The following is a 25,403-nucleotide window of genomic DNA, read 5'->3' as shown; positions in this document are numbered from 1 at the left end:
GATCCGATGGTTGGAAGATCTCGCGGCGAGCCTAGTGCGAGATCATAACCCAACACGGCGGCTGGCCAATGACGGTCTTTGTCACACCGCCCCAGACGATCTCGTTCAGGCGCGAATGATGGTAGGCGCCCATGACAATGGCGTCGATGGCATTGGAATTCGCCCAGCTTCCGAGCACCTTGCCGGTCGAGCTGCCGCTGCCCGTCACCGTCTCGAACGAGGCGTAGACGCCGTGTTCCCTCAGATGGCTGACGAGAGCCGTTCCGGATTGCACGATCGCGTCGGTCTTGTCGTCGGCCACGGTCACCACGCGGACCGATGCGGCAGCCTGAAGGATCGGCATCGCATCGCCAATCGCCCGCGCCGCACGCGCGGAGTGATCCCAGGCAATCAGGACGCTCTCGAATTCCGGACGCAGCTCATCCACATGCTGTTCCGGGCAGAGCAGCAGCGGGCGCCCGGATTCGAACAGGATCGTCTCGACGATCTGCTCCGTCCGGCTGTCGTGCGGCCTGACGGGGAGCAGCGTGAGATCGCTGAAGCGCGCATGCTCGGCCAGGATCGACGCGATCTGGTCCGCCGGCACTTTGGCCGAACGGCTTTGATTACGGAGGTTGGCGCGGGAGGCAGCGCCGGCGAATGCATTCAGGAGAAGCTGCATATCCCCCACCGCGGCGTCGGCCGCAACGGAATCCGCATCATCGGGAAGCATAACTTTCGGACGCGCGAAAACCTCGTCCTCGAGTGCAAGCGCGGTGATCCTGGCCCCGAGGTCGGCGGCAACCGCCACGCATTTCTCGATTGCAGCAAGGGCCGGCCCGCGTGGCTGGCCGACAAGCGGCAGAAAGACGTCCTTGATGGGCATCGGGATTCTCCTTAACCACCAGAATAGACCGGCTTTCAGCTGGACGCTTGATCCTCATCAAGCCCCAGGGGGAGAACTCCGCCAGCCGAGAGGCGGGCATTGACGGAAGTCAAGGACTGGCGGCCACTGCATTCTAAAGATTAGCGTGGTTGGCGGCCGCATCGCCTTCCGACGCATTGGAACGTGCCAGCAGGGATGACAGACGATTCCGCGACCCAGGACCGGATCTTTGCGGCGCTGACCGATTCCGTCAGCCATCCAGGCGTGAAACGGATCGATACGCACGCCGCTTCGGTCTTTCTCGACGGGACGCGCGCCCTGAAGATCAAACGGGCCGTGCGGTTTCCGTTCCTCGATTATTCGACACTGGCGAAGCGGAGGGCGGCCTGCGAGGAGGAGATCAGGATCAACCAACCGCTGGCGTCGCAGATCTATCACCGCGTTGCCGCGATCACCGAAGAGCCGGACGGATCGATAGCGGTGGATGGCCGCGGCCAGCCGATCGAGTATGCGGTCGACATGTCGCGCTTCGACGAAAGCCAGACGCTGGACCATCTGGCGAAAGCCGGCCCGCTGGATACGAACCTTGCCTCGGCCGCCGCTGACGCCATCGCGGCGGCGCATGCGGCGGCGCTCCGTGCTGACGGCAAGACATGGGCCTCCTCCATCCCCGGCCTCATCGACGGAAACATGAACGGCCTGCAGAAGGGCAACCATATCGACGCCGAAGAGATCGAGCGGCTCTCCGAAGCCTCGCATGCGATGTTGCGGCGCCTGCGGCCGCTGCTCGAAGAGCGCGGAGGTCAGGGTTTCGTGCGCCGCTGCCACGGCGACCTGCATCTTGCGAACATCGTGTCGATCGGCGACCAGCCAGTCCTGTTCGACGCCATCGAGTTCGATACGAGAATCGCAACCGTCGACGTGCTGTACGATCTCGCTTTCATGCTGATGGACCTGCTGCACCACGATCAACCAATTGCGGCCAATATCGTCTTGAACCAATATCTCGCCGTGACGCCGTCCGAAAATCTCGACGCGCTCTCCGCCTTGCCGCTGTTCATGTCCATTCGTGCGGCGATCCGCGCCCAGGTGGCGTTGGCACGCCTGACACGGCCCGATGCAGACCCAACCGGGATTGTCCGCGACGCACGCGATTATTTCGATCTCGCCCAGGCTCTGATCCACCCTCCCGCTCCGCGCCTGATTGCGGTCAGCGGACTATCGGGCACCGGCAAGTCCGTCCTCGCCCGCGCGCTGGCGCCCAACATCGCACCACAACCGGGAGCTGTCGTGCTGCGCAGCGACGTCATTCGCAAGCAGCTGTTCCGGGTGGCACACACCGACCGGCTGCCGCCGTCCACGTACCGGCCTGACGTTACGGCACGTGTCTACGAGGTGCTGTTGCAGCGCGCCCGACAGGTGCTGGCGCAAGGCCATTCCGCAATCGTCGACGCCGTCTTTGCGCGCGAGTCCGAACGGGACGAACTGGCCGCCCTGGCCCACGCATGCAAGGTGCCGCTGAGTGGACTATTCCTGATTGCGGACCTCGCGACGCGCCAGGCGCGAATCGGAAGCCGTCGGGGAGACGCATCCGACGCCACGCAAGAGGTTGCTGCGCAGCAGGAGCACTATAGTATCGGTCACATCGGTTGGGCGAGCATCGATGCATCCGGGACACAAGAGCAGACGCTCGGGAGCTGCCGGGACGCGATCTCCGAGGGCAAGTAAGGCAATCTGATTGACGCGGGCAAGGATGTCGCGACCCACCACGAGCTCGACGACGACCGCGCGCACCAAGCCGCCGGCGCGGCGCAATGCCCTGCCCGGCCGCCTTAGCCCCGCCATGGCCTGCGATACGGCGTTCCGGATCATCGCCCGGCGCCACCTCGATGCCGTCCTCGCCCAGCACGACGGCACATGCAGCGGCGACCCGGAGGCGCTGCACCAGATCCGGATCGCACTGACACATTTGCGCACCGCAATCCGCTTCTTCTCGCCCATGGTCAATGACGGTTTACGGCCGGCAATCTGGACCGAGCTGAAATGGCTGAACAGCCAGCTCGGTATGGTGCGCGACCTCGACGTGGCGATCGACCGGGTCATCGCCGAGAGCCGTGGCGAGCTCACCGTGATTGCCGAGCTCCAGCACTGGGACGAGAAGCGCGCGGAAAGCCACCGCCTGCTGGCGCGCGCGCTGCAATCCGCGCGGTATCGCCGCCTCGTCGAGCAGACCTCAACCTGGATCGAGAGCGGCCCCTGGTCGACAAGGCGCAGCAAGGAGGCCATCCGGTTGCGCCGCTGCTCGCTGGCCGAGCACGCGACGGCGCAGCTCACCGAATGGGAAACGACGCTGCTCAAGAAAGCACGAAAACTCCGCAAGCTCGACGTCGAGAAACGGCACAAGCTGCGGCTCCTCAACAAGCGGCTGACTTATTCAATCGAGTCGCTTCAGGACCTTTTCGCCGACGACTCGCTGACGAAACAGAAATCGATCCTCAAGCAATTGCGCAAGGCGCAAAAATCGCTCGGGCAGTTGAACGACGATGCACGAGGTCAGACGCTGGCGGCGTCATTGAACGACGCCATCCCCGAAGCCGGCATTCGCTTCCTCAACCGCAAGCGGGAAAAGAAGCTGTTACGAACCGCAGCGGACGCCTACCGGAAACTGGACAGGGCCAAGCCGTTTCGCTCGTCAGACCTTGCGCCGAATGCGGAGCCCGAGGATTAAGTGTGGACGTAATCTCCCGGCGCGTCGGGCAGGCCGTCAACGCTTCCCACACCGATCGGCGGCGGATCGCAGGGCGCGCCTGAGCGCACCGCCAGCCATGCCGCCCACTCCGGCCACCACGATCCCTCAACGTGCGGCGCCAGCTTCAGCCACTCGTCCGGGCCGACATAAGGCGCATCCGCAGCCTTGGTCATGACCTGATAGTTGTGCCAGAGCTCGTCGGGAGCCGCGACAACGCCCGCGTTATGGCCACCGCTGGTCAACAGGAACGTCACGTCGGCATCGACCTGATAATGGACCTTGTAGACCGATCGCCACGGCGCAACGTGATCGGCGAGCGTGCCGACCACGAACATCGGCGTATGAATGTCGGAGAGCGAAACGTTCCTGCCTTCGACGCGATAGCGGCCTTCGGCCAGATCGTTGTCGAGGAACAGCTTGCGCAAATACTCCGAATGCATGCGATAAGGCAGCCGCGTGGCGTCGGCGTTCCAGGTCATCAGGTCGTTGAGCGGCGCGCTCTCGCCCATCAGATAGTCTTGCGACAGCCGCGACCAGACCAGATCGTTGGAGCGCAGAAGCGCGAACGCACCGGCCATCTGTGCGGTGTCGAGATAGCCGCGCTGCCACATCATGTCTTCGAGGAAGGCGACCTGGCTCTCGTTGATGAAGAGCGTCAACTCGCCCGCCTCGGTGAAGTCGGTCTGGGCAGCAAGGAGCGTGACGGTGCCGAGACGGTGATCGCCGTCGCGCGCCATGGCGGCGGCAGCGATCGACAGCAGCGTACCGCCCAGGCAATAACCGAGCGCATGGATCTTCCGGCCGGGCATGATCCGGCTGACCGCGTCCAATGCGTCCATCACGCCCAGCTTGCGATAATCGTCAAAGGCAACGTCCCGGTCCTTCGCATCCGGATTGCGCCAGGAGATCGCGAACACGGTGAAGCCTTGACCGGTCAGGTATTTGACCAGAGAGTTCTGCGGCGACAGGTCGAGGATGTAATACTTCATGATCCAGGCCGGCACGATCAGGATCGGCTCTGGTCGCACCTGCGCGGTCGTCGGATGGTACTGGATCAGCTCGATCAGATCGTTGCGGTAGACGACCTTGCCGGGCGAAGCCGCCACGGTCTCACCGACGATGAATTTCTCGTCGTCCGCCGCCTTCGAGACCGAGAGCTGGCGCATCAGGTCGCTGCACCAGTTCTGCCAACCGAACACAAAATTCTCTCCACCGCTCTGGAACGCCTTTTCCAGAACCTGCGGATTGGTGGCCGCGAAATTCGACGGCGCCAGCATGTCGAGCATCTGCCGCACCGAGAACTCGACGATAGCTTCGTTTGCACGCGACAGACCACGCACACCGGTCGTGGCATCGTGCCACCAGCGCTCCGTGAGCAAGAACGACTGCGCAAGCAGGTTGAAAGGAGCAGCTTCCCATTGCGGTTCCCTGAAGCGGCGGTCGCGTCCCTGCGGCTGAATCACGGACCATGGCTTTCGCGACGTCGCATGTGCGGCAGCTTCCAGCAACTGGCCGGTGTCGCGAAGAACGTTGCGGGAAATCTCCATCTGGCGCTGCGGCGCCGCTGCGAGATGCGAGCTCCAGTCGAGCCAAGCCAGCGACAAGGCCACAGGCGAAATTCCGCCCGTGAAGCGGGCCAGCATCGCATGGAACGCGCGGTCAAGAGGGTATGGCTCCGCAGGCGCGACATTGGCGGCGACGGGCTCGCCTGGGAATTTTTCGGAACTCGTCGCAGGTATCTCCGCAACCGGGCCGGCGGAGAGAGCCTTCGGCTCCTCGGTCCGTGGAAATATTTTCACGACACTCATGGCTCAATGTCCCTGCAGGCCTCTGTTCCAGCCAGCAACAGGATATGGCGACACTTCCGATGCGCGTTGAGCTGCATCAAATCCGGGCGCGGATCACAATTGTTCGACCGGGACAAAACGGCCTGGTTCGCTTGACCTGAGTCAAACCGCACCCCGGCCACGGAGCTAGGCTTGCGCATCGAAATTTGAAAGCCAGCGGAGTTCTCCATGCGCGCCCACCAGATCATGACCCGGTCGGTCATCTCGGTCGCCCCCGACACCAGCATCGTCGAGGCGGCGAACATCATGCTGAAGCGGCACGTCAGCGGCCTCACGGTGGTTGACGACGCCGGCAAGCTGATCGGCGTCGTCTCGGAAGGAGATTTCATCCGCCGCAGCGAAATCGGCACCGGGCGCAAGCGGGGACGCTGGTTGCGGTTCATCCTCGGTCCGGGCAAATCGGCCAGCGACTTCGTCCACGAGCATGGCCGCAAGGTCTCGGAGGTGATGACCGCATCGCCCGTTACCATCACCGAGGATACTGCGCTCGCGGAGATCGTCGATCTCATGGAACGGAACAACGTCAAGCGCCTGCCGGTGGTGCGCGGCGACAAGGTCGTCGGGATCGTCTCCCGCGCAAATTTGCTACAGGCGGTCGCGGGCCTCGCCCGCGAGGTGCCGGATCCGACGGCCGACGATGATCACATTCGCAGCCGCATCATCGACACCATGGAAAAGAACGATTGGTGCCCGTTCGGACTGAACGTCATCGTCCGCGACGGTATCGTTCATCTCAGCGGCGTCATCACCGAAGAGCGATCGCGGCAGGCAGCGGTCGTCGTAGCCGAGAACGTCGAAGGCGTGAAGAAGGTGCACGACCATCTGTGCTGGGTCGACACCATGTCGGGTATCTATCTGAACTCGCCCGAGGACGATGATTTGGCCAAAGCAAGCTGAATAGCGAGCTAAGACGGGCCACGGGCCAAATATGGTTTAGCGGGGAATGACGGCGGTGGCTTCAATCTCGACGCGCGCCGCCTTCTCGACGAGACGGACGACCTGAACGAGCGCCATCGCCGGATAATGCGCACCGAAGACGGCACGGTAGACTTTGCCGAGCTCCCTCAGGTTCGCCAGATACTCGTCCATGTCGACGACGTACCAGGTCAGGCGCACCAGATGCTCGGGTCGTGCGCCGGCTTCGGCGAGAATTTCCGCGATATTGCTCAGGGTCTGGCGGACCTGCGCGACAAAACCGTCCGCGAGACGCTCTTCGGCGTCCCAGCCGATCACACCGCCGGTGACGACGATCCGCCCCTCTGCGGCCATGCCGTTGGCATAGCCCTTCGGCACCGGCCAGCCGGACGGCTGCAGCACCTTTACTGTCGAGCGCGCGTCATTCTCGGCTGCGGTCGGCAGCACCGCGAGCTGCGGGCCTTTCGGCGTCGTCACGGACAATTCTTTACCCCTCTCTCATTTTGCGGCGACGCCCGGTGACGTCACGGCGGCCTGCGCCATCTGCCGCAGGGCAAAGCGCTTCAATTTGCCGGTCTCGGTCTTCGGGAGTTGCGTCACGAATTCGATCGCGCGCGGGTATTTGTACGGCGCGATCTCGCGTTTGACATAATCCTGCAACTCGGCGGCCAGCCCGGCGTCCGGCGTCACGCCGGGCGCGGCAATGACATAGGCCTTCACGATCATTCCCCGCGCTTCGTCCGGTGCACCAACCACACCGCACTCGACCACGGACGGATGTGTCAGCAACACCGCCTCGACGTCCGTGCCTGCGATATTATAACCGGCCGACACGATCATGTCGTCGGAGCGCGCCTGGTACCAGAAATAGCCGTCGGCATCCATCAGATAGGTATCGCCGGTGATGTTCCAGCCATCATGGACATATTTGCGTTGCCGCTCGTCCGCGAGATAGCGGCAGCCAGTCGGGCCGCGAACCGCGAGCTGGCCGATCGTGCCCGGCGGCACATCGTTGCCGGAATCATCGACAATCTTCGCCTCATAGCCCGGCACCGGCTTACCGGTCGCGCCCGGACGGATCTCGTCCTCGGTCGCGCTGATGAAGATGTGCAGCAGCTCGGTCGAGCCTATGCCGTCCATCAGCTTGATGCCCGTCGCCTTGAGCCAGGCGTCGAATGTCGGCTTGGGCAGCGTCTCGCCAGCGGAAACGCACTTCCGCAGCGAGGAAATGTCGCGGCCGGCAAGCTTGCCGATCATGGCGCGGTATGCGGTCGGCGCGGTGAAACAGACCGTGGTCTTGTACTGCTCGATCGCCGTCAGGATGTCGTCCGGCGTCGTCTTCTCCAGCACCACGAAGGAGGCGCCGATATGCATCGGAAACAGCACGCCGCCGAAGCCGAAGGTGAAGGCGAGTGGCGCCGAGCCGACGAAGCGATCGTTCTTCTCGGCACGCAAGATGTTGCGCGCATAGCCGTCGCACACCGCCAGCATGTCGCGATGGAAATGCATGGTGCCTTTGGGATCGCCGGTCGTGCCGGACGTGAAGGCGATCAGGCAGATGTCGTCGGCGGAGGTGTCGACGGCTTTGAACTCGGGGCTCGCGTCGGCGATCAGCGCCTCGAGCGAGTCGGCCGCGCCATTGCCCCAGTAAATCACGTGCTTGAGACCGGGCGCGGCCAGCTTCGCTTTCTCCATCTCGTCGGAGAGTTTGCCGTCGCAGAGCGCCAGCGTGATCTCCGCCTTCTGGATCGGGTAGGACAGTTCCTTGGCGCGCAGCAGCGGCATCGTCGCCACGCAGATGCCGCCGGCCTTGATCACTGCGAGGTAGGTTGCGACCATCATGGGACTGTTGGCCGATCGCAGCAGCACGCGTCCACCGGTCACGAGGCCCAGCTTGCCGACAAGGACGTTGGCGATGCGGTTCACGAGCGCTTGCAACTCGCGATAGCTGTAGCTGACGGCCGGACTGATGACGCAAGGCGCATCGCCATGGCCCTCTTCGATCCAGCGGTCGAGGAAATAGCTGACGCAGTTCAGTCGCTGCGGATAATGCAGCTCCGGCCGCGTGAAAAGGAACTCCGGCCAGAGCTCGCGCGGCGGCAGATGCTGCCGCGCAAATGTATCGACATGAGCCGTTGCAGCATTGCCGTCATACGAGCCCGACACGTGAACCTTGGCGGCGTTGGCCATCGCAAGCTCCTTTGCGCATGGAAAGCACCCGGCAGCACTAACTAGGAAACATTTTAGGCTTAAAACAATTTGGCGCAATAGCGGATTTTGGGCATCCCGTGCTTTTTCCTGCGGCAAAGAGGGATTGGCGACCAGTCCGACTGCGAGCCTACGACCGGCGTCGTGCAGCCGATTTCTGCGCCGACGCCTTGGTCTTGGCGAGGAGGCGCATCAGCTCGCGCACGTCCTTCGGCGTCAGGTCGGCGAAGAGATCCGCAATCCAGGTCTCGTGTTCCGCAGCCATCCTGCGGAACTCGGCGCGACCGAGCTTTGTGAGGCGGATCACCTGGACCCGACGGTCTGTCTCCGAGGTGCGCCGGTCGAGGTGACCGGATTCCACCAGCCGCTCGACGAGGCCCGTGACGTTGCCATTGGACACCATCATGCGCTTGGAGACGTCGGACAACGTCATGCCGTCAGGCGCCTTGTCGAGCTGCGCCATCAGGTCGAAGCGAGGCAGAGTGACATCGAAGCGCTGCCGCAGCCGGCCGCGCACCTCGCCCTCGACCAGGGTCGTGCAAGTCAGCAGGCGCAACCACAGCCGAAGCTCCTCGGCATGGTCTTCCGGCGTTTCGGCGGCCTTGGTCTCGGAATCGAGCATTTCGGTGCAGCCACTCACGGCCGGCAACGGCGCCGACACGGATTCCCCAACGTTTTGAGCTTCAAATAAATCCGCGCCGGCCGCAAGCCTAAAGCTGCAACAATCGACCGCACGCCAGTTTCTTTAAGCTTCAAGCAACTGGCGCGACGCTTGCATGCATGCCGCCGTCGATGACGCGACGCGCCCGGCCTTGCTTGCCGCGGCGGCCATCATCGGCATAAGCTTGGATCGGAGTACACGGCTTGCGACGCAAGCCCTGATGTCACTGGGGACAGATCATGAAGACGCAATTGACCTTGGCCGCGGCCACCTTGCTGCTCGGCACCGCGATGAGCCCTGCCCTTGCTCAGGAGAAGATCAAGCTCGGTATGATCGTGACCCTGTCGGGCCCCGCCGCAGCGCTTGGCCAACAGGTTCGCGACGGCTTTGCGCTCGGGGTCAAGGATCTCGGCGGCAAGATGGGTGGCCGCGACGTCGAGGTCGTCGTTGTCGACGACGAGCTGAAGCCCGATGTTGCGGTGACCAAGGTCAAGGGTCTTCTGGAGCGCGACAAAGTCGACTTCGTGGTCGGCCCGATCTTCTCCAACATTCTCCAGGCGATCCACCGGCCCGTCACGGAATCGAAAACGTTCCTGATCAGCCCTAATGCAGGTCCGTCGACTTTTGCCGGCAAGGACTGCAATCCGTTCTTCTATGTGACGTCGTATCAGAATGATCAGGTGCATGAGATCCTCGGCAAGGTCGCGCAGGATCGCGGCTACAAGCGCATGTACCTGATGGTGCCGAACTATCAAGCCGGCAAGGATTCGGCCGCGGGCTTCAAACTCGACTACAAGGGCGAGATCGTCGAAGAATCCTACATGCCGCTCAACACGCTGGACTTCCAGCCGGAGCTATCCAAGATTTCCTCGCAGAAGCCCGATGCGCTCTTCACTTTCATGCCGGGCGGCCTCGGCGTCAATCTCGTCAAGCAGTACAAGCAAGCCGGGCTCGCCGACAGCATTCCCGTACTCTCCGCTTTTACGGTGGATGAATCGACCCTGCTGGCGCAGCAGGACGCAGCGGTCGGCATGTTCGGCGGCGCGAACTGGGCGCCCAATCTCGACAATCTCCAGAACAAGAAGTTCGTAGCCGCCTATGAGGCCGCCTATAACGGCGTGCCCGGCACCTACGCCTTCCAGGCCTATGACGCTGCGATGCTGATCGACAGCGCGATCAAAGGCGTGAAGGGCGACCTCTCGAACAAGGATGCCGTCGGGGCCGCGCTGAAGAAGGCCGACTTCACCTCGCTGCGCGGCGCCTTCAAGTTCAACACCAACGGCTATCCGATCCAGGACTTTTACCTGACCAAGGTCGCCAAGCGTCCGGACGGCAAGTTCCAGACCGAGATCGTTCAAAAGGTTTTCGAGAATTACGGCGACCGCTATGCCAAGGATTGCAAGGCCGCGAACTAGGGCTGCGCGTCGCGTTAAGGGAGGACTGCAATGAAGAGCGAAATTACCGGCATCACGCGGGCCAATGAGGGGATCCAGGGCATTTCCTGGAACATCCTGGGCCAGACCTATGTGCCGAAGAGCAATACCGAGCACAGCTTCTCCTGGCACGCGACTTTGCCGCCGGGCACGTTCGTGCCGCCGCACATCCATCCCGACCAGGATGAATATCTCTACATGCTGGAGGGCAAGCTCGACTTCATGCTCGGCAATTCGGAGTCGCAGGCGACCGCCGGCGATTTGATCCGGCTCGGCATGGGCGTTCCGCACGGCATCTTCAACAAGTCCGAGCAGACCGCGAAAGTGCTGTTCTGGGTCTCGCCGACCAAAAAACTATTCGACCTGTTCTGGGGCCTTCACAACATGAAGGAACAGAAGCCGGAGGACGTGGTGGCGTTGGCCGCCGAGTTCAACATCCACTTCCTGCCGCCGCCTCCCGGCGCCGGCTAACGGCGAGCCCTAAGCTCGCACCGCTGCGAGACCGGGCACAGCAGCGAAGCCAGCCTTGGTGGCATAGCCGCGCACGATGGCCTCGCGCTGGGAATAGCTCAGCACATTGTCGATATTGTCGAAGCCGTCGGGCGCAAGCTGCTCGACGGCGTCGATGACGCCCTCGGGGCCACCGCGCCGATTTGAGCGGACGACATCAGCGGTCATCGGCAGACGCTTCTTCTCGTATTCGGCTAAGGCCTGGCGCGGATGCTCGGCGCGCACCAGCGCGTCGGCGAGACAGCGCGCGTCGAGGATCGCCTGCGAGGCGCCATTGGAGCCGACCGGATACATGGGATGCGCGGCATCGCCGAGCAGCGTGACGCGACCGGATGACCAATAGGGCAAGGGATCGCGATCGCAGGTCGGATATTCGTAGAATTCGGGCGTTGCCGAGATCAGGCTCTTCACGTCGATATAGGGCACCGAGAAGCGCGCCACATGCGGCATCAGCTCCTCGCGCCGGCCCGGCCGCGACCAGTCCTCTTTCCGTGGCGGCGGCGCGTTGCCCTCGCCGACCTTCACCAGCACCGCCCAATTGGTCAGACGGCTCGCAGGGCTCGATCCTTCCGCGATCGGATAGATCACCACCTTGGCATTGAGACCGCCGGCCACGATCATCGACTTGCCGGTGAGGAACACCGGCCAGTCGCGCGCACCGCGCCACAACATCAAGCCGTTCCAGCATGGCGGCCCTTCGTTCGGGAAAAGCGTGTCGCGCACGCGCGAATGGATACCGTCGGCACCAATCAGGATGTCGCCGCGCGCGGTATGGATGTGCACACCGGCACGATCGAAGAAGTAAGCGATGACCCCGCCTTCGTCCTGCGTGAACGCACCAAGGCGGCAACCAGTGTGGATGGCGTCCGCTCCGAGCCGCTCCTCGACGGCACGATGGATGACGCCCTGGAGGCGACCGCGGTGGATCGAGAATTGCGGCACGTCGTGACCGGCATCGATGCCGCGGGCTTCACGCCAGACTTCCTGACCGTGGCGATTGAGGTAGTAAAGCTGATCGGTGCGGATCGCAACGTCGTCGAGTTTCGGGAGCAGGCCGAGGCCGGCCAGCTCGCGCATGGCGTGCGGCAGCGTGTTGATGCCGACGCCGAGCTCGCGGATGGTATCAGACTGTTCGAATATCTCGCACCCAATGCCGCGCGCACGCAGCATCAATGCCGTGGTGAGACCTCCGATACCGCCGCCGACGATAATCGCCTTCATCGCCCTCAACTCCACTCAAAACACACCAGGCAATGGGTTAACGTCGCACGGGCGGTCGCTCCGCCGCAAGCGGCTTTGTCGGCTTCCCCCGGCCCTCGGCTCGGGTCTTGAGCTTAGCCTTAATTGCGCGCAAAGCCGGGGTTCAGTCGCCCCGGAAGACCGGCTTGATTTTGTTGGCGAAGGCCTCGAACGCACGCTCGAAATCCGCCGTGGTCATGCAGAGGGCTTGAGCAACGGCCTCCGCTTCAATGGCTTCATCGATCGACATTGCCCATTCCATCGCCAGCATCCGCTTGGTCATGGTGTTCGCGAAGTTCGGCCCTTCCGCGATCTGCTTTGCCAGCAATTGCGCCTGGGGCAGCACGTGCTCCGGCGTCACAACGCGGCTGAAGAAGCCCCACCGCTCACCCTCCTCCGCGGTCATGAACCGGCCGGTGTAGAGCAACTCGGAGGCGCGAGACTGCCCGATGATCCGCGGCAGGATCGCGCAGGCGCCCATATCGCAGCCGGCAAGCCCCACCTTGTTGAACAGGAATGCGACCTTGGCTCCGCTCGCGGCAAGGCGCATGTCCGACGCCATGGCGATGATCGCGCCGGCGCCGGCGCAGATGCCCTCGACCGCGGCGACGATCGGCTGCGGGCACGCCCGCATCGCCTTGACGAGGTCGCCGGTCATCCGGGTGAACGCCGTCAGCCCTTTGGTGTCCATCTTCACGAGCGGGCCAATGATCTCGAACACGTCGCCGCCGGACGAGAAATTGCCTCCGGCGCCGGTGACCACGATGGACTTGACCGCATCATCGAACGCGCAGGCACGGAAGAAATCGGTGAGCTCCCGGTAGCTCTCGAAGGTCAGCGGATTCTTCCGCTCGGGACGGTTGAGCGTCACGGTCGCAACACCGTCGACCACGGCCAGCAGGAAGTGCTGCGGCGAATAATCCGCAAGCGGCAAGGTAACGGGATTGGCTGGTCTGCTCATGCGATGTCCTTTTCCTTCGTTCCTGGCCGCTAGATTTCCCCGCCGGCGACCGCAATCGCCTGACCGGTGATCGCGCCTGCTCCCTCGCCGCACAACCACAGCACGGCGTCGGCGACCTCCTGAGGCGAGATCAGCCGCCCCTGCGGATTGTGCTTCGCGAGTTCGGCGATCGCCTGCTCGCGGGTTCGTCCGGTCTTCTTCATGATGTTGTCGATGCTGCCGGCGACCAGATCGGTGTCGGTGAATCCGGGGCAGACCGCATTCACGGTCACGTTGCTGCTTGCCATCTCGAGCGCAAGCGAACGCACAAGGCCAACCACGGCGTGCTTGGCAGCCACATATGCGCTGACATATGCATAGCCCTTGAGGCCGGCCGTCGATGCAACCGCGACGATGCGGCCATAGGGGCGGTCCTTCATTCCCGGCAACACGGCGCGGACGGCGTGGACCACGCCCATGAAATTGACGTCCATCATGCGTGTAAAAATCGCGCTGTCCGATTTCGCGAACGGCGCAGACTCGGCACTGCCAGCGTTCGCAACCAGAATGTCGATCGGCTTTCTCGCGATCGCCTCGGCGACAGCGGCTTTCAGCGCAGCTTCGTCTGAAACGTCGGCGACGACGGAAAAATGCGCAGCGCCGGCGCTGACAGCCTCTTCGAGCGTCGCAGCATTCCGGCCAAGCACTGTCACCGTTGCGCCGGCGCCGACAAGTGACGCTGCGATCGCGCGACCGATGCCGCGGCCGCCTCCGGTCACCAGCGCGTGCGGCGAGTGCGGCAAAGCGGACATGCGTTGTCTCCCTGAACTGGCTGCTGGCCTACGCTTCGATATATTTTAAACTTCAAGCTTTTGCAATGAAGCGTCCGCTTGGACGTCGCAAACAGCCGCGCCTCGAGGACCGGCCCGAAAATTGCTTTAAGTATAAAATTATGGCTTCCCATCGCCAACAGGGCTGTTAGCATCGCAGAGCCAAGCAAAAGGATCTCGCGTGTCGCAACCTGCACCGATGATAACAAACGACGGACGCTTCGCCTATGAAGCCGCGGGCGATCCGGGTGCGATACCTTTGATTTTCTTGCATGGTATTGGCGGCGCCGCGCGGGCTTGGCGGCGGCAGCTTGCCACATTCGGCAACCGTTTTCTCGCCATCGCATGGGACATGCCGGGCTATGGCGGATCGGCGCCCCTCGCCAGCGTCAGCATCGCTGCCCTGGCTGACGCGCTCCAGCAGTTCATCGAGCAGATCGGTGCGGCGCGCCCCATTCTGGTCGGCCATTCGATCGGCGGCATGATCGTTCAGAAATGGTTGGTGCAGTCGCCGAAACTGGCACGTGCGGTCGTCCTGGCGCAGACCAGCCCGGCCTTCGGCAAGGCCGACGGCGACTGGCAGAAATCGTTCATCGCAGCGCGGCTCGGGCCACTCGACCGCGGGGAGACGATGAAATCGTTGGCACCATCCCTGGTGAAAGAGCTGGTCGGCGACGATCCCGATCCGAAAGGGATGGAACTTGCGCGCGAGTGCATGGCAAGCGTGCCCGAGGCGAGCTATCGCGCCATGATGCTGGCCTTGATGGGGTTCGACCAGCGCAGCACGCTAAAAGATATTTCCGCGCCGACGCTGCTGTTGTCCGGGTCCAAGGATAACAACGCGCCGGCGCCCATGATGGCGAAGACGGCGACCTTCATTCCTTCGGCTGAATATATCGAGCTGGCCGGCGTCGGCCATCTGGCAAACCTTGAACGACCTGACGCCTTCGATCGGGCTCTCGGCGGGTTCCTGGATGCCGTCGCTGCAAGACACGGGTGACCGCGCAATGACCATGCCAGTCAGCAAGACCATCGGTGCGACGGGCAAGGTCGCGCTGGATGCCCCGATCTTCGATCCGATCGCATTCCGCCTGAGCGACGAACAAGCCGGCATCGTCGCCCGCGCCCGCGAGATCGGACAGAGCGTGTTCGCCGGTCGTGCAGCGACTTACGATCGCGAGGCCATTTTCCCGACGGAGAATTATCGCGATTTGCACCGGGTCGGACTGCTCGGCATTGCCGTTCCCAAGCAGCACGGCGGACTTGGCGCGAATTATCAGATCTATGCGCTGGCAGCCGCCGAGATCGGCCGCTATTGCGGCGCCACCGCACTCACCTGGAACATGCACGTCTGCTCGACGCTATGGTCGGGCCCCCTCGCCGACGACCTCGACATGGACGCGCAGACTCGCGCCGAGCACGAGCGGCGGCGCGCCGTCCACTACAAACGTATCGTCGAGGATGGAGCGATCTACTCGCAACCCTTCTCCGAGGGCGGCGCTGCCGCGGCCGGCGGCGTCGCTTTCGGCACAGAAGCAAAGCCCGTGGCCGGCGGCTGGATCGTCAACGGCAAGAAGATCTTTGCATCGCTGTCAGGCCATGCCGACTATTACGGCGTGCTCTGCACCGAGATCGCGGAAGGCGCGAAAGCCTCGCGCCGCAATACGCTTTACCTCGCCATTTCCGCGAAGTCGCAAGGCGTTTCCGTCGTCGGCGACTGGGACCCACTCGGCATGCGCGGCACGGTTTCGCGGACGCTGCTGTTCAAGGACGTGTTTGTGCCTGGAGATTCAGCGCTGATGCCGCGCGGCGTCTATTTCCAGGCGGCGATGCGCTGGCCGCACATGTTCCTGACGCTGTCGCCGACCTATATGGGTCTTGCTCAAGCTGCCTATGATTTCACCGTGCGCTATCTGCGTGGCGAGGTGCCGGGCATGCCGCCGGTCAAGCGGCGGATGTACCCGACCAAGCAGATCGCGGTCGCGCAGATGCAGATCAAGCTCGAGCAGATCAAGGCGATCTGGTTCCAGGCTGTTACCGAGGCCTGTGCCAATCCGAGCAAGGAACAAGTGCTTCGCGCCTATGCCGCGCAATATTCGGTCATGGAGGGCGCCAATGATCTCGCCGCGCTCGCGATCCGCACCTGCGGCGGTCAGGCTATGCTCCGCTCGCTGCCGCTGGAGCGCATCTATCGTGACAGCCGCTGCGGCTCGCTGATGCTGCCTTGGACGGCCGAACTCTGCCTCGACCGGATCGGACGCGAGGCGTTGTACGAGGCCGGCGAAACGGACGACTGACCGTGGACCTCTGTAGTCTGATCGATCGCAACGCGGCGTTCGCGCCAGACAAGACGGCCATCGCCTTCGAGGGGAAGCGGCTGAGCTATGCGGCGTTCGCCGCGCGTATCGAGCGGACCGCGACGGCCTTGAAGCAGGAGCTCGGCGTCAACAGGGGCGACCGCGTCGCGATCCTGAGTTTAAACCGGCCGGACTATTTGGTTCTGCTCTACGCATGCGCCCGGCTCGGCGCGATGCTGGTGCCGCTGAACTGGCGACTGGCTGTTGCCGAGCAGCTCTTCATTCTCACCGATGCCGGCGCCAAGGTGCTGGTGCTCGAGCGAGCCTTTGAAGAAGTTCTTCCCGGGCTTGCGCCAGGGACATCTGTTGTCGGCCTCGACTTCGCGCCCTCTGGTGGCGCGACATTTGAGAGCCTGCTGGCTCACGGTGACGGCAGCGGCCGCAACCCACACACCGATCTCTCCTGCCCGCTCCTCATTGTCTACACGTCAGGGACGACCGGACGACCGAAGGGAGCTGTGCTCCGGCAGGAGGCGCTGTTCTGGAACGGCGTCATGAGCCAGCACATGCACAGCATGACGTCGGATGATCACGTGCTGACCGTGCTGCCGTTCTTCCACGTTGGCGGTCTCAACATCCAGACCACGCCCGCACTCCAGCTTGGCGCGACCGTCACGATCCACGCGCGCTTCGCGCCGGACACCGCGCTTGCGGCGATCGAGCAGGAGCGACCGACACTGACAGTGATGGTTCCAGCGATCATCCAGGCCGTCAGCGAGCATCCCGACTGGGTCACCGCCGATCTCTCGTCGCTGAAGGCACTCGCCACCGGTTCGACCATTGTGCCGCAGCACTTGATCGACCGCTTTGTCACACGCGGCGTGCCGGTGCTTCAGGTTTACGGCTCGACCGAGACCTGCCCCATCGCAGTCTACACCCGCCTAGGTGGTGATCTCTCACGTATAGGATCGACTGGGCTCGCAGGCCTGTGCTGCGAAGCGAAGGTGGTCGATCAGGCCGGCACGGAGGTGCCCGCGGGCACACCGGGCGAGATTGCAGTGCGCGGTCCCAACATCTTTTTCGAGTATTGGGGCAACGAGGAAGCCACGCGCGATGCGTTGCGGCATGGCTGGTATCGCACCGGCGATATCGGACTGTGCGACGCCGAGGGCTATTTCTGGGTCCGCGACCGCAAGAAGAACATGATCATTTCCGGCGGAGAGAATGTCTACCCGGCCGAGGTCGAGCGGGTCCTGCTGGAACACCCCGATGTCAGCGAATGTGCCGTAATCGGCAGGCCGGATCCGCGCTGGGACGAAGTGCCGATCGCTTATGTGATCCGGCGATCGGGATGCCGGCTCGAAGCGGACGAACTGAGAGCGCACCTTCAGGCACAACTCGCTCGTTACAAAGTCCCGCGCGACATCGTCTTTGTCACCGACCTGCCGCGCACGGCACTGGGCAAGGTCCAGCATTTTCTGCTGAAGCAGCTGGATGCGCAGTCGCGCGCGCAAGGAGAAACATCTTGAAGATTGCGGTTTTGGGTGGGGGAAACGGCTCTTTCGCGGCCGCAGGAGATTTTGCGCTGTCGGGACATGAGGTCCAGCTCTGGCGCCGCGACGCCGAACAGGTCGCAGCACATCGTGCGGCCGGCTCGCGCATTCTCGTGAAGGACCACAACGGCCGGCACGACGTGAAGCTGGCGTTGGTGACGACCGACATCGCCGAGGCCGTCAACGGCGCCGACCTGATCCTGTGTCCCGCTCCTGCCTTCGCGCAGCCGGATATCGCGCGTCTACTCGCTCCGCACCTGCGAGACGGCCAGGTCGTATTTCTGCCACCGGCAACATTCGGCTCGATGATCTTCGCGCAAGCGGCGCGGGAGGCCAACAACCACGCCAAGGCGAGCTTCGCGGAAACCGGCACTCTGCCGTGGCTCACCCGCAAGCATGGACCATTCGAGGTCGCGATCACTATCCGCGCCAAACGGCTTCCGGTCGGCGTGTTCCCACTCGACCAGGCACCGCACGCGCTGGATGTCATCGGACGCGCTTTCCCCGATGCGATCGAGCCTTGCGGAGACGCGCTATCCGGTGCGCTGATGAATGCCGGGGCCATCATCCATCCGCCACTGATCGTGATGAATGCAGGCCCGGTCGAGCATTTCGAACGATGGGATATTCACAAGGAAGGAACGCAAGCCGCGATCCGACGGGTGACCGATGCGCTCGATGCCGAGCGGATCGCGGTACGCGAGGCGCTCGGCTACGGCGCGCCGCACTTCCCGCTTGCCCATCACTACGCCAAGGAAGGCGAGATCTGGATGTACGGCCGCGGCTCGCATGACCGGCTGACGGATTCCGGCGACTGGCTCGAGCGCATCGTGCTGACCGAGCACCGCTACATGCGCGAAGATTTGCGGCTTGGGCTGTCGCTGCTGGCATCAGTCGCCAGCCTGGCGGGCGTGGCCACACCGCTGGCCCGGGCTTTCCTGGCGATCGGTGGTTCGATCTGCGGTAACGACTTTATGCAAGGGGGGAGAACGCTCGATACGCTAGGTCTTGGCAACCTCGGCAAGGCTGGACTGCAGACGCTTCTTCGCAGGGGGTTTTGACCGATGACCAGCCGCGCCAACATTGCCTGTCTCGGGGCCGGCCGCATGGGGCGCGGCATCGCTGTCGCTTTCGCCTACGCAGGGCATACGGTTGCGATGGTCGACATCAAGGCTCGTTCAGCGGAAGACTTCGCCAAGCTCGAGGCCGATGCACTCGGCGAAGTCAGGAAGACCTTTGCCAGCCTGTCGAAGCTGGGGCTACTGACCGAGGCGGATGTTGACCCGCTCGTTGCACGGGTTTCGGTGGTGCCACCCAGCCAAAGCGACGCAGCTCTGGGCAAAGCCGGGATGGTGTTCGAGGGTGTTCCTGAAGTCGTCGAACTCAAGCGGGAGGTGCTGGGCGCGGCTTCAAGACAGGTCGGCCCGGATACGATCATCGCGTCGACCACCTCGACCATCCTCGTTGACGATCTCTCAGGCGCGATCGTGAATCCTCGCCGCTTCCTCAACGTGCACTGGCTTAACCCCGCTTATCTGATCCCGCTGGTCGAGGTTTCGCCCGGCAAAGCCACCGATCCCGCCATCATCGACGAGATCAAGGCGCTGCTGGAGGGCATCGGCAAAGTTCCAGTGGTTTGCGCAGCGACGCCAGGCTTCATCGTTCCCCGTCTCCAGGCGCTCGCCATGAACGAAGCCGCCCGCATGGTCGAGGAAGGCGTCGCCAGTGCGGAAGAGATCGACAAGGCGGTCCGCTACGGTTTCGGCTTCCGCTACGCCGTGCTAGGCCTGCTCGAATTCATCGACTGGGGTGGCGGCGACATATTGTACTACGCCAGCCGATATCTTGAAGGCGCGCTCGGCAGCGACCGCTATCGCGCACCGGACGTCATTGCACGGAACATGCACGAAGGTCGGATCGGCCTGCGGACGGGCGCGGGCTTCCTCGATTATTCCGGCCTCGATGTCGATGCCTATCGGGCAAAGCGGCTTCAGGCCATGGTCGACCTGCTCCGGCACTTCGAGCTGGCGCGCCCGCCCGTACTCGACCGCAACTAGCCGAAGACGTCCTGGAGCACGCCGTCCCGCACCACGGCGACACCGTCGAGCTCGATGGTCGTTCCCATCATCGGCAAATCGAAATGGCCCGCAGTGTAGCGGCCGGCGAATTCGTTCGCGCCGGTCGAGAACAGGAAGTTGCCCGAGACGGCACGAATTTCCGTGCCGTTGGTGTCGCGCTGATCGTACATCGACAGCGCTTCATAGCGCGCACCCGGGTTCATGCCGAAACCGACATGCGAGACCGCATAGGCCTCGCGATCGCCCCAGGCAGCGAGATAGGCGCGCATCATCGCAGCATCCGTGCCCTCGCCTTCCAGCTCGACGACATAATCGTCCTTCAAGGTCATCTTCACCGGCGACGTCAGGTAGCGTTTGAAGGTCAAATTGATGTCGCCAGGGGCCATCACCAGCGTGCCGTTGATCGTCCCGCTCTTGGGAAAGCTGACGACGATGCCGCCCGGCCAATGCGCAAGCGTGCCAGGCTTGTCGGTCCAGCCCCATACTCCGACCGTCGACGCGCCCACCATATCGACATCGAGCGCCGTGCCGGCTCTTGAGGTCACGTGCATCCGCTTGGTCCCGCGCAGCATCTTCGCCGCCGCTCGAACGCGCTTCTCGAGCGCCGGATCCGGCACCATTCGCTCCAGCGCCTCGGGATGCTCGTTGGAGATCACCAGGATACGTGCGCCGGCCTTGAGTATCTCGGGCGTCTCCACGGCATGCATCAGGCCCTCAATGGTGCAATCCACCACAAAGCCGGCCTGCTGAAGCGCAGTGATGACCGGGCCGAGCCGCTGGATCGCCTCGCTCGCACCTGTCGAACGAACCGGAACGATGTTTCGGTTGCGTGGCGTCGGCATCACCACATGGAATGGCCGCGCGCCCATTCGCAACAGCGCGAGTTCCGCTAGATGCACATTCAGCGCACGCGACTGGGTTTCCGAGAGGATCGCCGCGGTATCGCCGGCCTTGACGGCGCAACGCTCAAAGATCTCGCAAAATGCGTCGATCCATTTTGCCTCGATGCGATCCGCCAGCATGGCTCACTCCCGGTCTTCCGGTTTCTTGTTCGGTCAGATCACGCCTCGGGAAAGCCCCGTAAGAGGTATGATCGCACGGCACCCAACAGTCCGTTCAAGATCAACCCCAACAGCGAGATCGTGATCAGCGGCACGAACATGTCGACCGCCTGGAAGGTTCGGGCCGCTGTCACGAGCAAATGGCCGAGCCCGTCCGTCGACGTGATCATCTCGGCCAGAAACACCACGATGCAGGAAATGACAAGGCCAATCCGGCATCCGGTCAGGACCGACGGCATCGCCGCCGGCAACACCACCTTGAAGAGGATTTCATAGCGCGGCGTTCCCGCCGCCATGGCTGACCAGATCAGCTTCTGCTCGACGGTCGAGGCGCCGTAGTAGGTAGACAACAGAATGGGAAAGAGCGCATCCGCCGCTACCAACGTGATTTTCGATCCGTGGCCGAAGCCAAGCAGCAGCAGCAGCGCTGGATAGAGCGCGACTTTGGGTAAGGGCGCCAATACGCGCACGATCGGCCGAACCACGGCGTTGATCGCCGGGCTGGCTGCAGCTGCGATGCCGATACTTACACCGAGCACGACCGCAATCGCGAATCCCGCAAATAACCGGATCAAGGTTGCCGCGATCTCCTGCTGGAACGTCCACGTCACGAGTTGTTGGAGCAACCTGCTGAAGACGGATCCTGGCGGCGGTAGCAAGACCGCAGGCGCAAAACCGAATGATACGAGGCCTTGCCAAACGGCGATCACCAGCGCGATTGGCGCGAGACCAAGAACTGCATTTATCGGGACAAGGCGCGATGTCATGAGAAGCTCAACGGCATGTCGAATTGAGGCTCGGACCAACGCACAAGCATCGCACGAACTCTCTCGAAGATCGCGTCAAGTCCGATTCCCATTGCGCCGATGACGATAATCATCGCGTATACGGTGTCGTATTGTCCCATGTCGAGCGCGTTGAACAGAATGTTCCCGGCACCGGACTGGCGGGCGATCATCTCGCTGGTGATCATCGTGATCAACGCTAATACCAACCCCGTGCGGCACCCCGTTAAGATCTCCGGGAGCGCGGCAGGCAGCACGATCCGGACCAAACGTTGCAGGGATGAGAGCCCCATCGCCGCTCCGGACCACAGCATCTTCTCTTCAACAGCCTTAGCGCCCTCAAAGCTGTGATAGATCACGGGCAGACTGACGCCGAGGAAAATCACCAGTATCTTCGTGACATCGCCAACGCCAAGCCAAAGCATGATGATCGGCATCAGCGCTGCCTTCGGCACCGGGTAGATGATCATCAGCAACGGATTGAAGAAAGCCGCAACTGCCCGACTGCGCCCCATCAAGAGGCCCAACGGAATCGAAACTAGCAACGCTACACCAAAACCGATCGCCATGCGGCGCAGCGAAGCCAGAATGTTGATCAGGGCTTCCTTGTCGCCGAGAATGTCCGGGATCGTGCGGATCGCCTCGATCGCCGTCGGAAAGCTGTCATTCTTCAGTATGAGGGCCGCGATCTGCCACACAGCCAGCAACCCGATGCAGGCAAACACCGGGGCTGCACGTCTGGCGAAGGCTGCCGGCGAGATCATGACGGTGATCCGGTCTCGTCGACCTCGTCGAACATACGTTCGATGTCGACGACATATTTCTGGTAGCGCGGATCCAGCAACAGTTCATTGCGGCGGCGCGGCCGCGGCAGATCGATGTCGATGACCTGCCGAATGCGGCCGGGGGATTTCGACATCATCACGACCTTATCCGACAGGAAGACGGCTTCGTCTACCGAGTGGGTGACGAACAACACCGTCTTGCGGTCACGCTCCCAGATATTCAACAGATCGTTCTGCAGACGTGTCCGGGTGTGAGCGTCGAGCGCGCCGAACGGCTCGTCCATCAACAGGACCTCGGGATGATATGCGAGCGTCCGGGCCAGCGCCACGCGCTGTTTCATGCCGCCCGACAGCTCCTTGGGATAGAAATTCTCGTAACCCTTCAGGCCGACCATCTCGATCAAGGTCCGGCTCTGTGCTTCTGCTTCGATGGCACGCACACCTTGCTGGCGCGGGCCATACATCACGTTGCCCAGCACGGTCTTCCAGGGAAACAGCGCGAATTCCTGGAACACCGGTCCGCGATCCGGCCCCGGCCCTGTGATCGCCTGTCCCTTCATCGTCGCGGCGCCGCTGGTCGGGCTGACGAAGCCGCCGACGATGTAAAGCAGAGTCGACTTGCCACAGCCGGACGGACCAAGGATGGAGACGAAGGCCCCCTCTTCGATCGTCAGTGAAATGTCCGACAGCGCCACATGATCCTTGCGCGCCGAGGTCTGAAAAACCTGCGAGACGCGGTCGATCTCGATGATCGTAGAAGCCGGCCTTTGCGACGTCACCGGTCTCACCCATTCGCTCGATCTCGAAGGCACTACCTTCATCCCGTCTCTCACTTCAGTCGCGCGCAAACCTGCTGAACGTCTCCATCAGCGGCACGAGCTTAGCAAGAAACTTGCCAGACGGGCGGTCATATTCGCACCGGTACGCCGCGTCATTCGAACCAGGGCCATTCTGCCGGGCCCTCATGCGTGACGGCTCCGCCTGGCGCCTGACCGACCAGTCTCGCATATTTTGCGAGCGCACCCGCTCGGTGACGAGGCGGGCGTTGCTTCCATTCGCGACGGCGCGCAATGAGTTCCTGCTCGTCGACCAGCATATCCATCTGCCTGTTTGCGGCATCGATCCGGATCCTGTCGCCGTCGCGAACGAGCGCGAGCGGACCGCCCACAAAGGCTTCGGGAGACACGTAACCGACACACATGCCGCGGGTCGCTCCGGAGAACCGTCCATCGGTAATCAGGGCCACCTTCTCGCCCATCCCCTGCCCGTAGATCAGCGCGGTGACGCCGAGCATCTCGCGCATGCCGGGACCACCAACGGGCCCCTCATTACGGATCACGAGAACCTCGCCCGCCTTATAGCTGCGGTCCCGAACTGCTTTTACGCAAGCCTCCTCATCCTCGAAGACGCGCGCGACCCCTTCAAAGATTTGGCTCTTCAACCCCGCGACCTTGATGACCGCACCGTCCGGACAGAGGTTGCCCTTCAGCACCGCCACACCACCGTCAGGCATGATCGGCGCACGGGCCGCATAAACGATTTCTCCATCAGGAGCATTGGCCGCACCATATTCTTCAGAAAGCGTGCGGCCCGTGATGGCGATGCAGCTTCCATCGATGTGACCGCTCTGGATCAGTTCGCGGATCAAGACGGCAGCACCGCCGATATCGTAGACATCCTTTGCCGTGTATTTGCCACCAGGCCGCAGGTTTCCGATCAGCGGCGTCCTGGCAAAGACCTTCCCGACATCTTCGATCGTGAATGCGATGCCGGCCTCGTTCGCGATCGCCGGCAGATGCAGCGCCGCGTTGGTCGAACCACCGGTGGCAGCAACGATCGCAGCGCCGTTCTCCAGGGATTTCCGCGTTACGATGTCGCGCGGCAGGGGCCCGCCCCGTTCCAGCATTTCCATGATCAACCGCCCGGCACGGCGCGAGATCTGCGCGCGCTCGGCGTAGACACCGGGCACCATCGAGACGTTGGGAATAGTGAGCCCCATCGCCTCCGACACCATGCCCATCGTGTTCGCAGTGAACTGCCCGGCGCACGCCCCGATGGTCGGCAGGCAGGCGCGCTCGATACGCTCAAGCGTCGCACTGTCGATCTCTCCAGTCATGAAGCTGCCGACGGCTTCATAGGAGTCGAGCACCGTCAGCGTCCGTCCATCCACGCGCCCCGGCAGCGCACTGCCGCCATAGATGAAAATGGACGGTACGTTGCAGCGAACCATGCCCATCATCACGCCGGGAAGCGTCTTGTCGCATCCGCCGTATCCGATCAGCGCGTCGTAGGCGAGGCCATGGACGACGGCCTCGATCGAGTCGGCGATCAGCTCGCGTGAAAACAGAGAGAATTTCATCCCCTCGTGATTCATGCTGATGCCGTCGGAGACCGACACGGTCGAGAATTCGCGCGGTGTGCCGCCGGCCTCTTCGATTCCCGTCTTGGCCGCGGCCACCTGGAAGTCGTGGGTCATGTTACAGGGCGTCTGCTCGCCCTTCATGCTGACGACGCCCACCATCGGCTTCGCAATCGCAGCGTCATCGAGCCCCATAGCGCGCATGAATGCGCGGTGTGGGGCTCGGTCGAGGCCGTCCGTCGTGACTCGTGATCGTAGTTTCTTCATTCGCACATCTTCTTCATGCGA

At 62.9% G+C, this 25,403-nt stretch carries 23 protein-coding genes; 10 read left to right on the top strand and 13 right to left on the bottom strand.

All coding sequences use genetic code 11. The features are described from left to right. Positions 1–31: 31 nt before the first annotated feature. On the bottom strand, positions 32–865 hold the full coding sequence (locus BMW89_RS03885) for a universal stress protein (RefSeq protein WP_092022839.1): 834 nt from the start codon (positions 863–865) through the stop codon (positions 32–34). A gap of 195 nt (positions 866–1,060) precedes the next feature. Between BMW89_RS03885 and BMW89_RS03880 the strand changes: the two genes are divergently transcribed. Then, the gene (locus tag BMW89_RS03880; RefSeq protein ID WP_092022837.1) at positions 1,061–2,593 is read left to right on the top strand and encodes a bifunctional aminoglycoside phosphotransferase/ATP-binding protein; all 1,533 of its coding nucleotides are present in this window, start codon (positions 1,061–1,063) and stop codon (positions 2,591–2,593) included. A gap of 25 nt (positions 2,594–2,618) precedes the next feature. Then, positions 2,619–3,593: a CHAD domain-containing protein gene (locus tag BMW89_RS03875; protein WP_092022835.1), complete on the top strand. Its 975-nt coding sequence runs from the start codon at positions 2,619–2,621 to the stop codon at positions 3,591–3,593. On the opposite strand, the gene BMW89_RS03870 is transcribed toward BMW89_RS03875, so the two are convergent. After that, positions 3,590–5,422, bottom strand: coding sequence for a PHA/PHB synthase family protein (locus tag BMW89_RS03870; protein WP_092022833.1), 1,833 nt, complete (start codon positions 5,420–5,422; stop codon positions 3,590–3,592). The two genes, BMW89_RS03875 and BMW89_RS03870, sit on opposite strands and share 4 nt — an antisense overlap. A 207-nt stretch (positions 5,423–5,629) precedes the next feature. On the opposite strand from BMW89_RS03870, the gene BMW89_RS03865 reads away from it, so the two are divergent. After that, entirely contained in the window at positions 5,630–6,358 is a 729-nt protein-coding gene (locus BMW89_RS03865; protein ID WP_092022831.1) for a CBS domain-containing protein, read from the top strand. A gap of 36 nt (positions 6,359–6,394) precedes the next feature. On the opposite strand, the gene BMW89_RS03860 is transcribed toward BMW89_RS03865, so the two are convergent. From BMW89_RS03860 to BMW89_RS03850, 3 genes are all read right to left on the bottom strand, one after another. Continuing rightward, positions 6,395–6,853: a RidA family protein gene (locus BMW89_RS03860; RefSeq protein ID WP_092023389.1), complete on the bottom strand. Its 459-nt coding sequence runs from the start codon at positions 6,851–6,853 to the stop codon at positions 6,395–6,397. Positions 6,854–6,874: 21 nt separating this feature from the next. Then, a complete protein-coding gene (locus tag BMW89_RS03855) occupies positions 6,875–8,566 on the bottom strand; it encodes a benzoate-CoA ligase family protein (protein WP_092022829.1) in 1,692 nt (563 codons plus the stop codon). A gap of 148 nt (positions 8,567–8,714) precedes the next feature. Beyond that, a complete protein-coding gene (locus BMW89_RS03850; protein ID WP_092023388.1) occupies positions 8,715–9,206 on the bottom strand; it encodes a MarR family winged helix-turn-helix transcriptional regulator in 492 nt (163 codons plus the stop codon). Between the two features lie 278 nt (positions 9,207–9,484). Here BMW89_RS03850 and BMW89_RS03845 point away from each other — a divergent pair, with 278 nt between their 5' ends. Together BMW89_RS03845 and BMW89_RS03840 are read left to right on the top strand one after the other, a co-directional pair. Then, positions 9,485–10,660 carry an ABC transporter substrate-binding protein gene (locus BMW89_RS03845; protein WP_092022827.1) on the top strand — a complete coding sequence of 392 codons (1,176 nt, stop codon included), beginning with the start codon at positions 9,485–9,487 and terminating at the stop codon, positions 10,658–10,660. A 30-nt stretch (positions 10,661–10,690) separates the two neighbouring features. Continuing rightward, positions 10,691–11,149: a cupin domain-containing protein gene (locus tag BMW89_RS03840; RefSeq protein WP_092022825.1), complete on the top strand. Its 459-nt coding sequence runs from the start codon at positions 10,691–10,693 to the stop codon at positions 11,147–11,149. 9 nt (positions 11,150–11,158) lie between these two features. Here BMW89_RS03840 and BMW89_RS03835 read toward each other — a convergent pair whose 3' ends face one another. From BMW89_RS03835 to BMW89_RS03825, 3 genes are all read right to left on the bottom strand, one after another. Next, positions 11,159–12,409, bottom strand: a complete 1,251-nt coding sequence (locus BMW89_RS03835; protein ID WP_092022823.1) for a flavin-dependent oxidoreductase — start codon at positions 12,407–12,409, stop codon at positions 11,159–11,161. A 142-nt stretch (positions 12,410–12,551) separates the two neighbouring features. Further along, positions 12,552–13,388, bottom strand: a complete 837-nt coding sequence (locus BMW89_RS03830; protein ID WP_092022821.1) for an enoyl-CoA hydratase family protein — start codon at positions 13,386–13,388, stop codon at positions 12,552–12,554. 29 nt (positions 13,389–13,417) lie between these two features. Beyond that, the gene (locus tag BMW89_RS03825) at positions 13,418–14,179 is read right to left on the bottom strand and encodes an SDR family NAD(P)-dependent oxidoreductase (RefSeq protein WP_092022819.1); all 762 of its coding nucleotides are present in this window, start codon (positions 14,177–14,179) and stop codon (positions 13,418–13,420) included. Between the two features lie 199 nt (positions 14,180–14,378). Between BMW89_RS03825 and BMW89_RS03820 the strand changes: the two genes are divergently transcribed. From BMW89_RS03820 to BMW89_RS03800, 5 genes are read left to right on the top strand one after another with little or no spacing between them, the layout of a single operon-like run. Further along, complete coding sequence (locus tag BMW89_RS03820) at positions 14,379–15,197, top strand: alpha/beta fold hydrolase (protein ID WP_092022817.1); 819 nt, start codon at positions 14,379–14,381, stop codon at positions 15,195–15,197. A gap of 7 nt (positions 15,198–15,204) precedes the next feature. After that, a complete protein-coding gene (locus BMW89_RS03815; RefSeq protein WP_092023387.1) occupies positions 15,205–16,494 on the top strand; it encodes an acyl-CoA dehydrogenase family protein in 1,290 nt (429 codons plus the stop codon). 2 nt (positions 16,495–16,496) lie between these two features. Continuing rightward, positions 16,497–18,023 carry a class I adenylate-forming enzyme family protein gene (locus tag BMW89_RS03810; protein ID WP_092022815.1) on the top strand — a complete coding sequence of 509 codons (1,527 nt, stop codon included), beginning with the start codon at positions 16,497–16,499 and terminating at the stop codon, positions 18,021–18,023. Beyond that, positions 18,020–19,108: an NAD/NADP-dependent octopine/nopaline dehydrogenase family protein gene (locus BMW89_RS03805; protein ID WP_092022813.1), complete on the top strand. Its 1,089-nt coding sequence runs from the start codon at positions 18,020–18,022 to the stop codon at positions 19,106–19,108. The genes BMW89_RS03810 and BMW89_RS03805 overlap by 4 nt, the downstream gene beginning before the upstream one ends. Before the next feature lie 3 nt (positions 19,109–19,111). Further along, the gene (locus BMW89_RS03800) at positions 19,112–20,104 is read left to right on the top strand and encodes a 3-hydroxybutyryl-CoA dehydrogenase (protein ID WP_092022811.1); all 993 of its coding nucleotides are present in this window, start codon (positions 19,112–19,114) and stop codon (positions 20,102–20,104) included. On the opposite strand, the gene BMW89_RS03795 is transcribed toward BMW89_RS03800, so the two are convergent. The 5 genes from BMW89_RS03795 to ilvD form a co-directional block, all read right to left on the bottom strand. Next, positions 20,101–21,147, bottom strand: a complete 1,047-nt coding sequence (locus tag BMW89_RS03795) for a 2,5-dihydroxypyridine 5,6-dioxygenase NicX family protein (RefSeq protein ID WP_092022809.1) — start codon at positions 21,145–21,147, stop codon at positions 20,101–20,103. The genes BMW89_RS03800 and BMW89_RS03795 overlap by 4 nt on opposite strands. Positions 21,148–21,185: 38 nt before the next feature. Next, positions 21,186–21,953, bottom strand: coding sequence for an ABC transporter permease (locus tag BMW89_RS03790; RefSeq protein WP_092022807.1), 768 nt, complete (start codon positions 21,951–21,953; stop codon positions 21,186–21,188). Then, a complete protein-coding gene (locus BMW89_RS03785) occupies positions 21,950–22,735 on the bottom strand; it encodes an ABC transporter permease (protein WP_092022805.1) in 786 nt (261 codons plus the stop codon). The genes BMW89_RS03790 and BMW89_RS03785 overlap by 4 nt, the downstream gene beginning before the upstream one ends. Further along, positions 22,732–23,577, bottom strand: coding sequence for an ABC transporter ATP-binding protein (locus BMW89_RS03780; RefSeq protein ID WP_092022803.1), 846 nt, complete (start codon positions 23,575–23,577; stop codon positions 22,732–22,734). The genes BMW89_RS03785 and BMW89_RS03780 overlap by 4 nt, the downstream gene beginning before the upstream one ends. A 110-nt stretch (positions 23,578–23,687) precedes the next feature. Then, positions 23,688–25,382 (bottom strand): dihydroxy-acid dehydratase, encoded by a 1,695-nt coding sequence (ilvD, locus tag BMW89_RS03775; RefSeq protein ID WP_092022801.1) that lies wholly within the window; start codon positions 25,380–25,382, stop codon positions 23,688–23,690. Positions 25,383–25,403: the final 21 nt, after the last annotated feature.

Origin of the sequence: Bradyrhizobium sp. OK095, from assembly GCF_900109945.1 — a bacterium.
Classification (GTDB): Bacteria; Pseudomonadota; Alphaproteobacteria; order Rhizobiales; family Xanthobacteraceae; genus Bradyrhizobium.
Note: the sequence above shows the minus strand (reverse complement) of the source record. Positions and strands in the feature narration are given on the sequence as shown.

What these genes read in the sequence shown, in the direction of transcription:
- BMW89_RS03885 (WP_092022839.1), bottom strand. Translation starts at nt 865, where the DNA reads ATGCCCATCAAGGACGTCTTTCTGCCGCTTGTCGGCCAGCCACGCGGG.
- BMW89_RS03880 (WP_092022837.1), top strand. Translation starts at nt 1,061, where the DNA reads ATGACAGACGATTCCGCGACCCAGGACCGGATCTTTGCGGCGCTGACC.
- BMW89_RS03875 (WP_092022835.1), top strand. Translation starts at nt 2,619, where the DNA reads ATGTCGCGACCCACCACGAGCTCGACGACGACCGCGCGCACCAAGCCG.
- BMW89_RS03870 (WP_092022833.1), bottom strand. Translation starts at nt 5,422, where the DNA reads ATGAGTGTCGTGAAAATATTTCCACGGACCGAGGAGCCGAAGGCTCTC.
- BMW89_RS03865 (WP_092022831.1), top strand. Translation starts at nt 5,630, where the DNA reads ATGCGCGCCCACCAGATCATGACCCGGTCGGTCATCTCGGTCGCCCCC.
- BMW89_RS03855 (WP_092022829.1), bottom strand. Translation starts at nt 8,566, where the DNA reads ATGGCCAACGCCGCCAAGGTTCACGTGTCGGGCTCGTATGACGGCAAT.
- BMW89_RS03850 (WP_092023388.1), bottom strand. Translation starts at nt 9,206, where the DNA reads ATGCTCGATTCCGAGACCAAGGCCGCCGAAACGCCGGAAGACCATGCC.
- BMW89_RS03845 (WP_092022827.1), top strand. Translation starts at nt 9,485, where the DNA reads ATGAAGACGCAATTGACCTTGGCCGCGGCCACCTTGCTGCTCGGCACC.
- BMW89_RS03840 (WP_092022825.1), top strand. Translation starts at nt 10,691, where the DNA reads ATGAAGAGCGAAATTACCGGCATCACGCGGGCCAATGAGGGGATCCAG.
- BMW89_RS03835 (WP_092022823.1), bottom strand. Translation starts at nt 12,409, where the DNA reads ATGAAGGCGATTATCGTCGGCGGCGGTATCGGAGGTCTCACCACGGCA.
- BMW89_RS03830 (WP_092022821.1), bottom strand. Translation starts at nt 13,388, where the DNA reads ATGAGCAGACCAGCCAATCCCGTTACCTTGCCGCTTGCGGATTATTCG.
- BMW89_RS03825 (WP_092022819.1), bottom strand. Translation starts at nt 14,179, where the DNA reads ATGTCCGCTTTGCCGCACTCGCCGCACGCGCTGGTGACCGGAGGCGGC.
- BMW89_RS03815 (WP_092023387.1), top strand. Translation starts at nt 15,205, where the DNA reads ATGACCATGCCAGTCAGCAAGACCATCGGTGCGACGGGCAAGGTCGCG.
- BMW89_RS03800 (WP_092022811.1), top strand. Translation starts at nt 19,112, where the DNA reads ATGACCAGCCGCGCCAACATTGCCTGTCTCGGGGCCGGCCGCATGGGG.
- BMW89_RS03795 (WP_092022809.1), bottom strand. Translation starts at nt 21,147, where the DNA reads ATGCTGGCGGATCGCATCGAGGCAAAATGGATCGACGCATTTTGCGAG.
- BMW89_RS03790 (WP_092022807.1), bottom strand. Translation starts at nt 21,953, where the DNA reads ATGACATCGCGCCTTGTCCCGATAAATGCAGTTCTTGGTCTCGCGCCA.
- BMW89_RS03785 (WP_092022805.1), bottom strand. Translation starts at nt 22,735, where the DNA reads ATGATCTCGCCGGCAGCCTTCGCCAGACGTGCAGCCCCGGTGTTTGCC.
- BMW89_RS03780 (WP_092022803.1), bottom strand. Translation starts at nt 23,577, where the DNA reads ATGAAGGTAGTGCCTTCGAGATCGAGCGAATGGGTGAGACCGGTGACG.
- ilvD (WP_092022801.1), bottom strand. Translation starts at nt 25,382, where the DNA reads ATGAAGAAACTACGATCACGAGTCACGACGGACGGCCTCGACCGAGCC.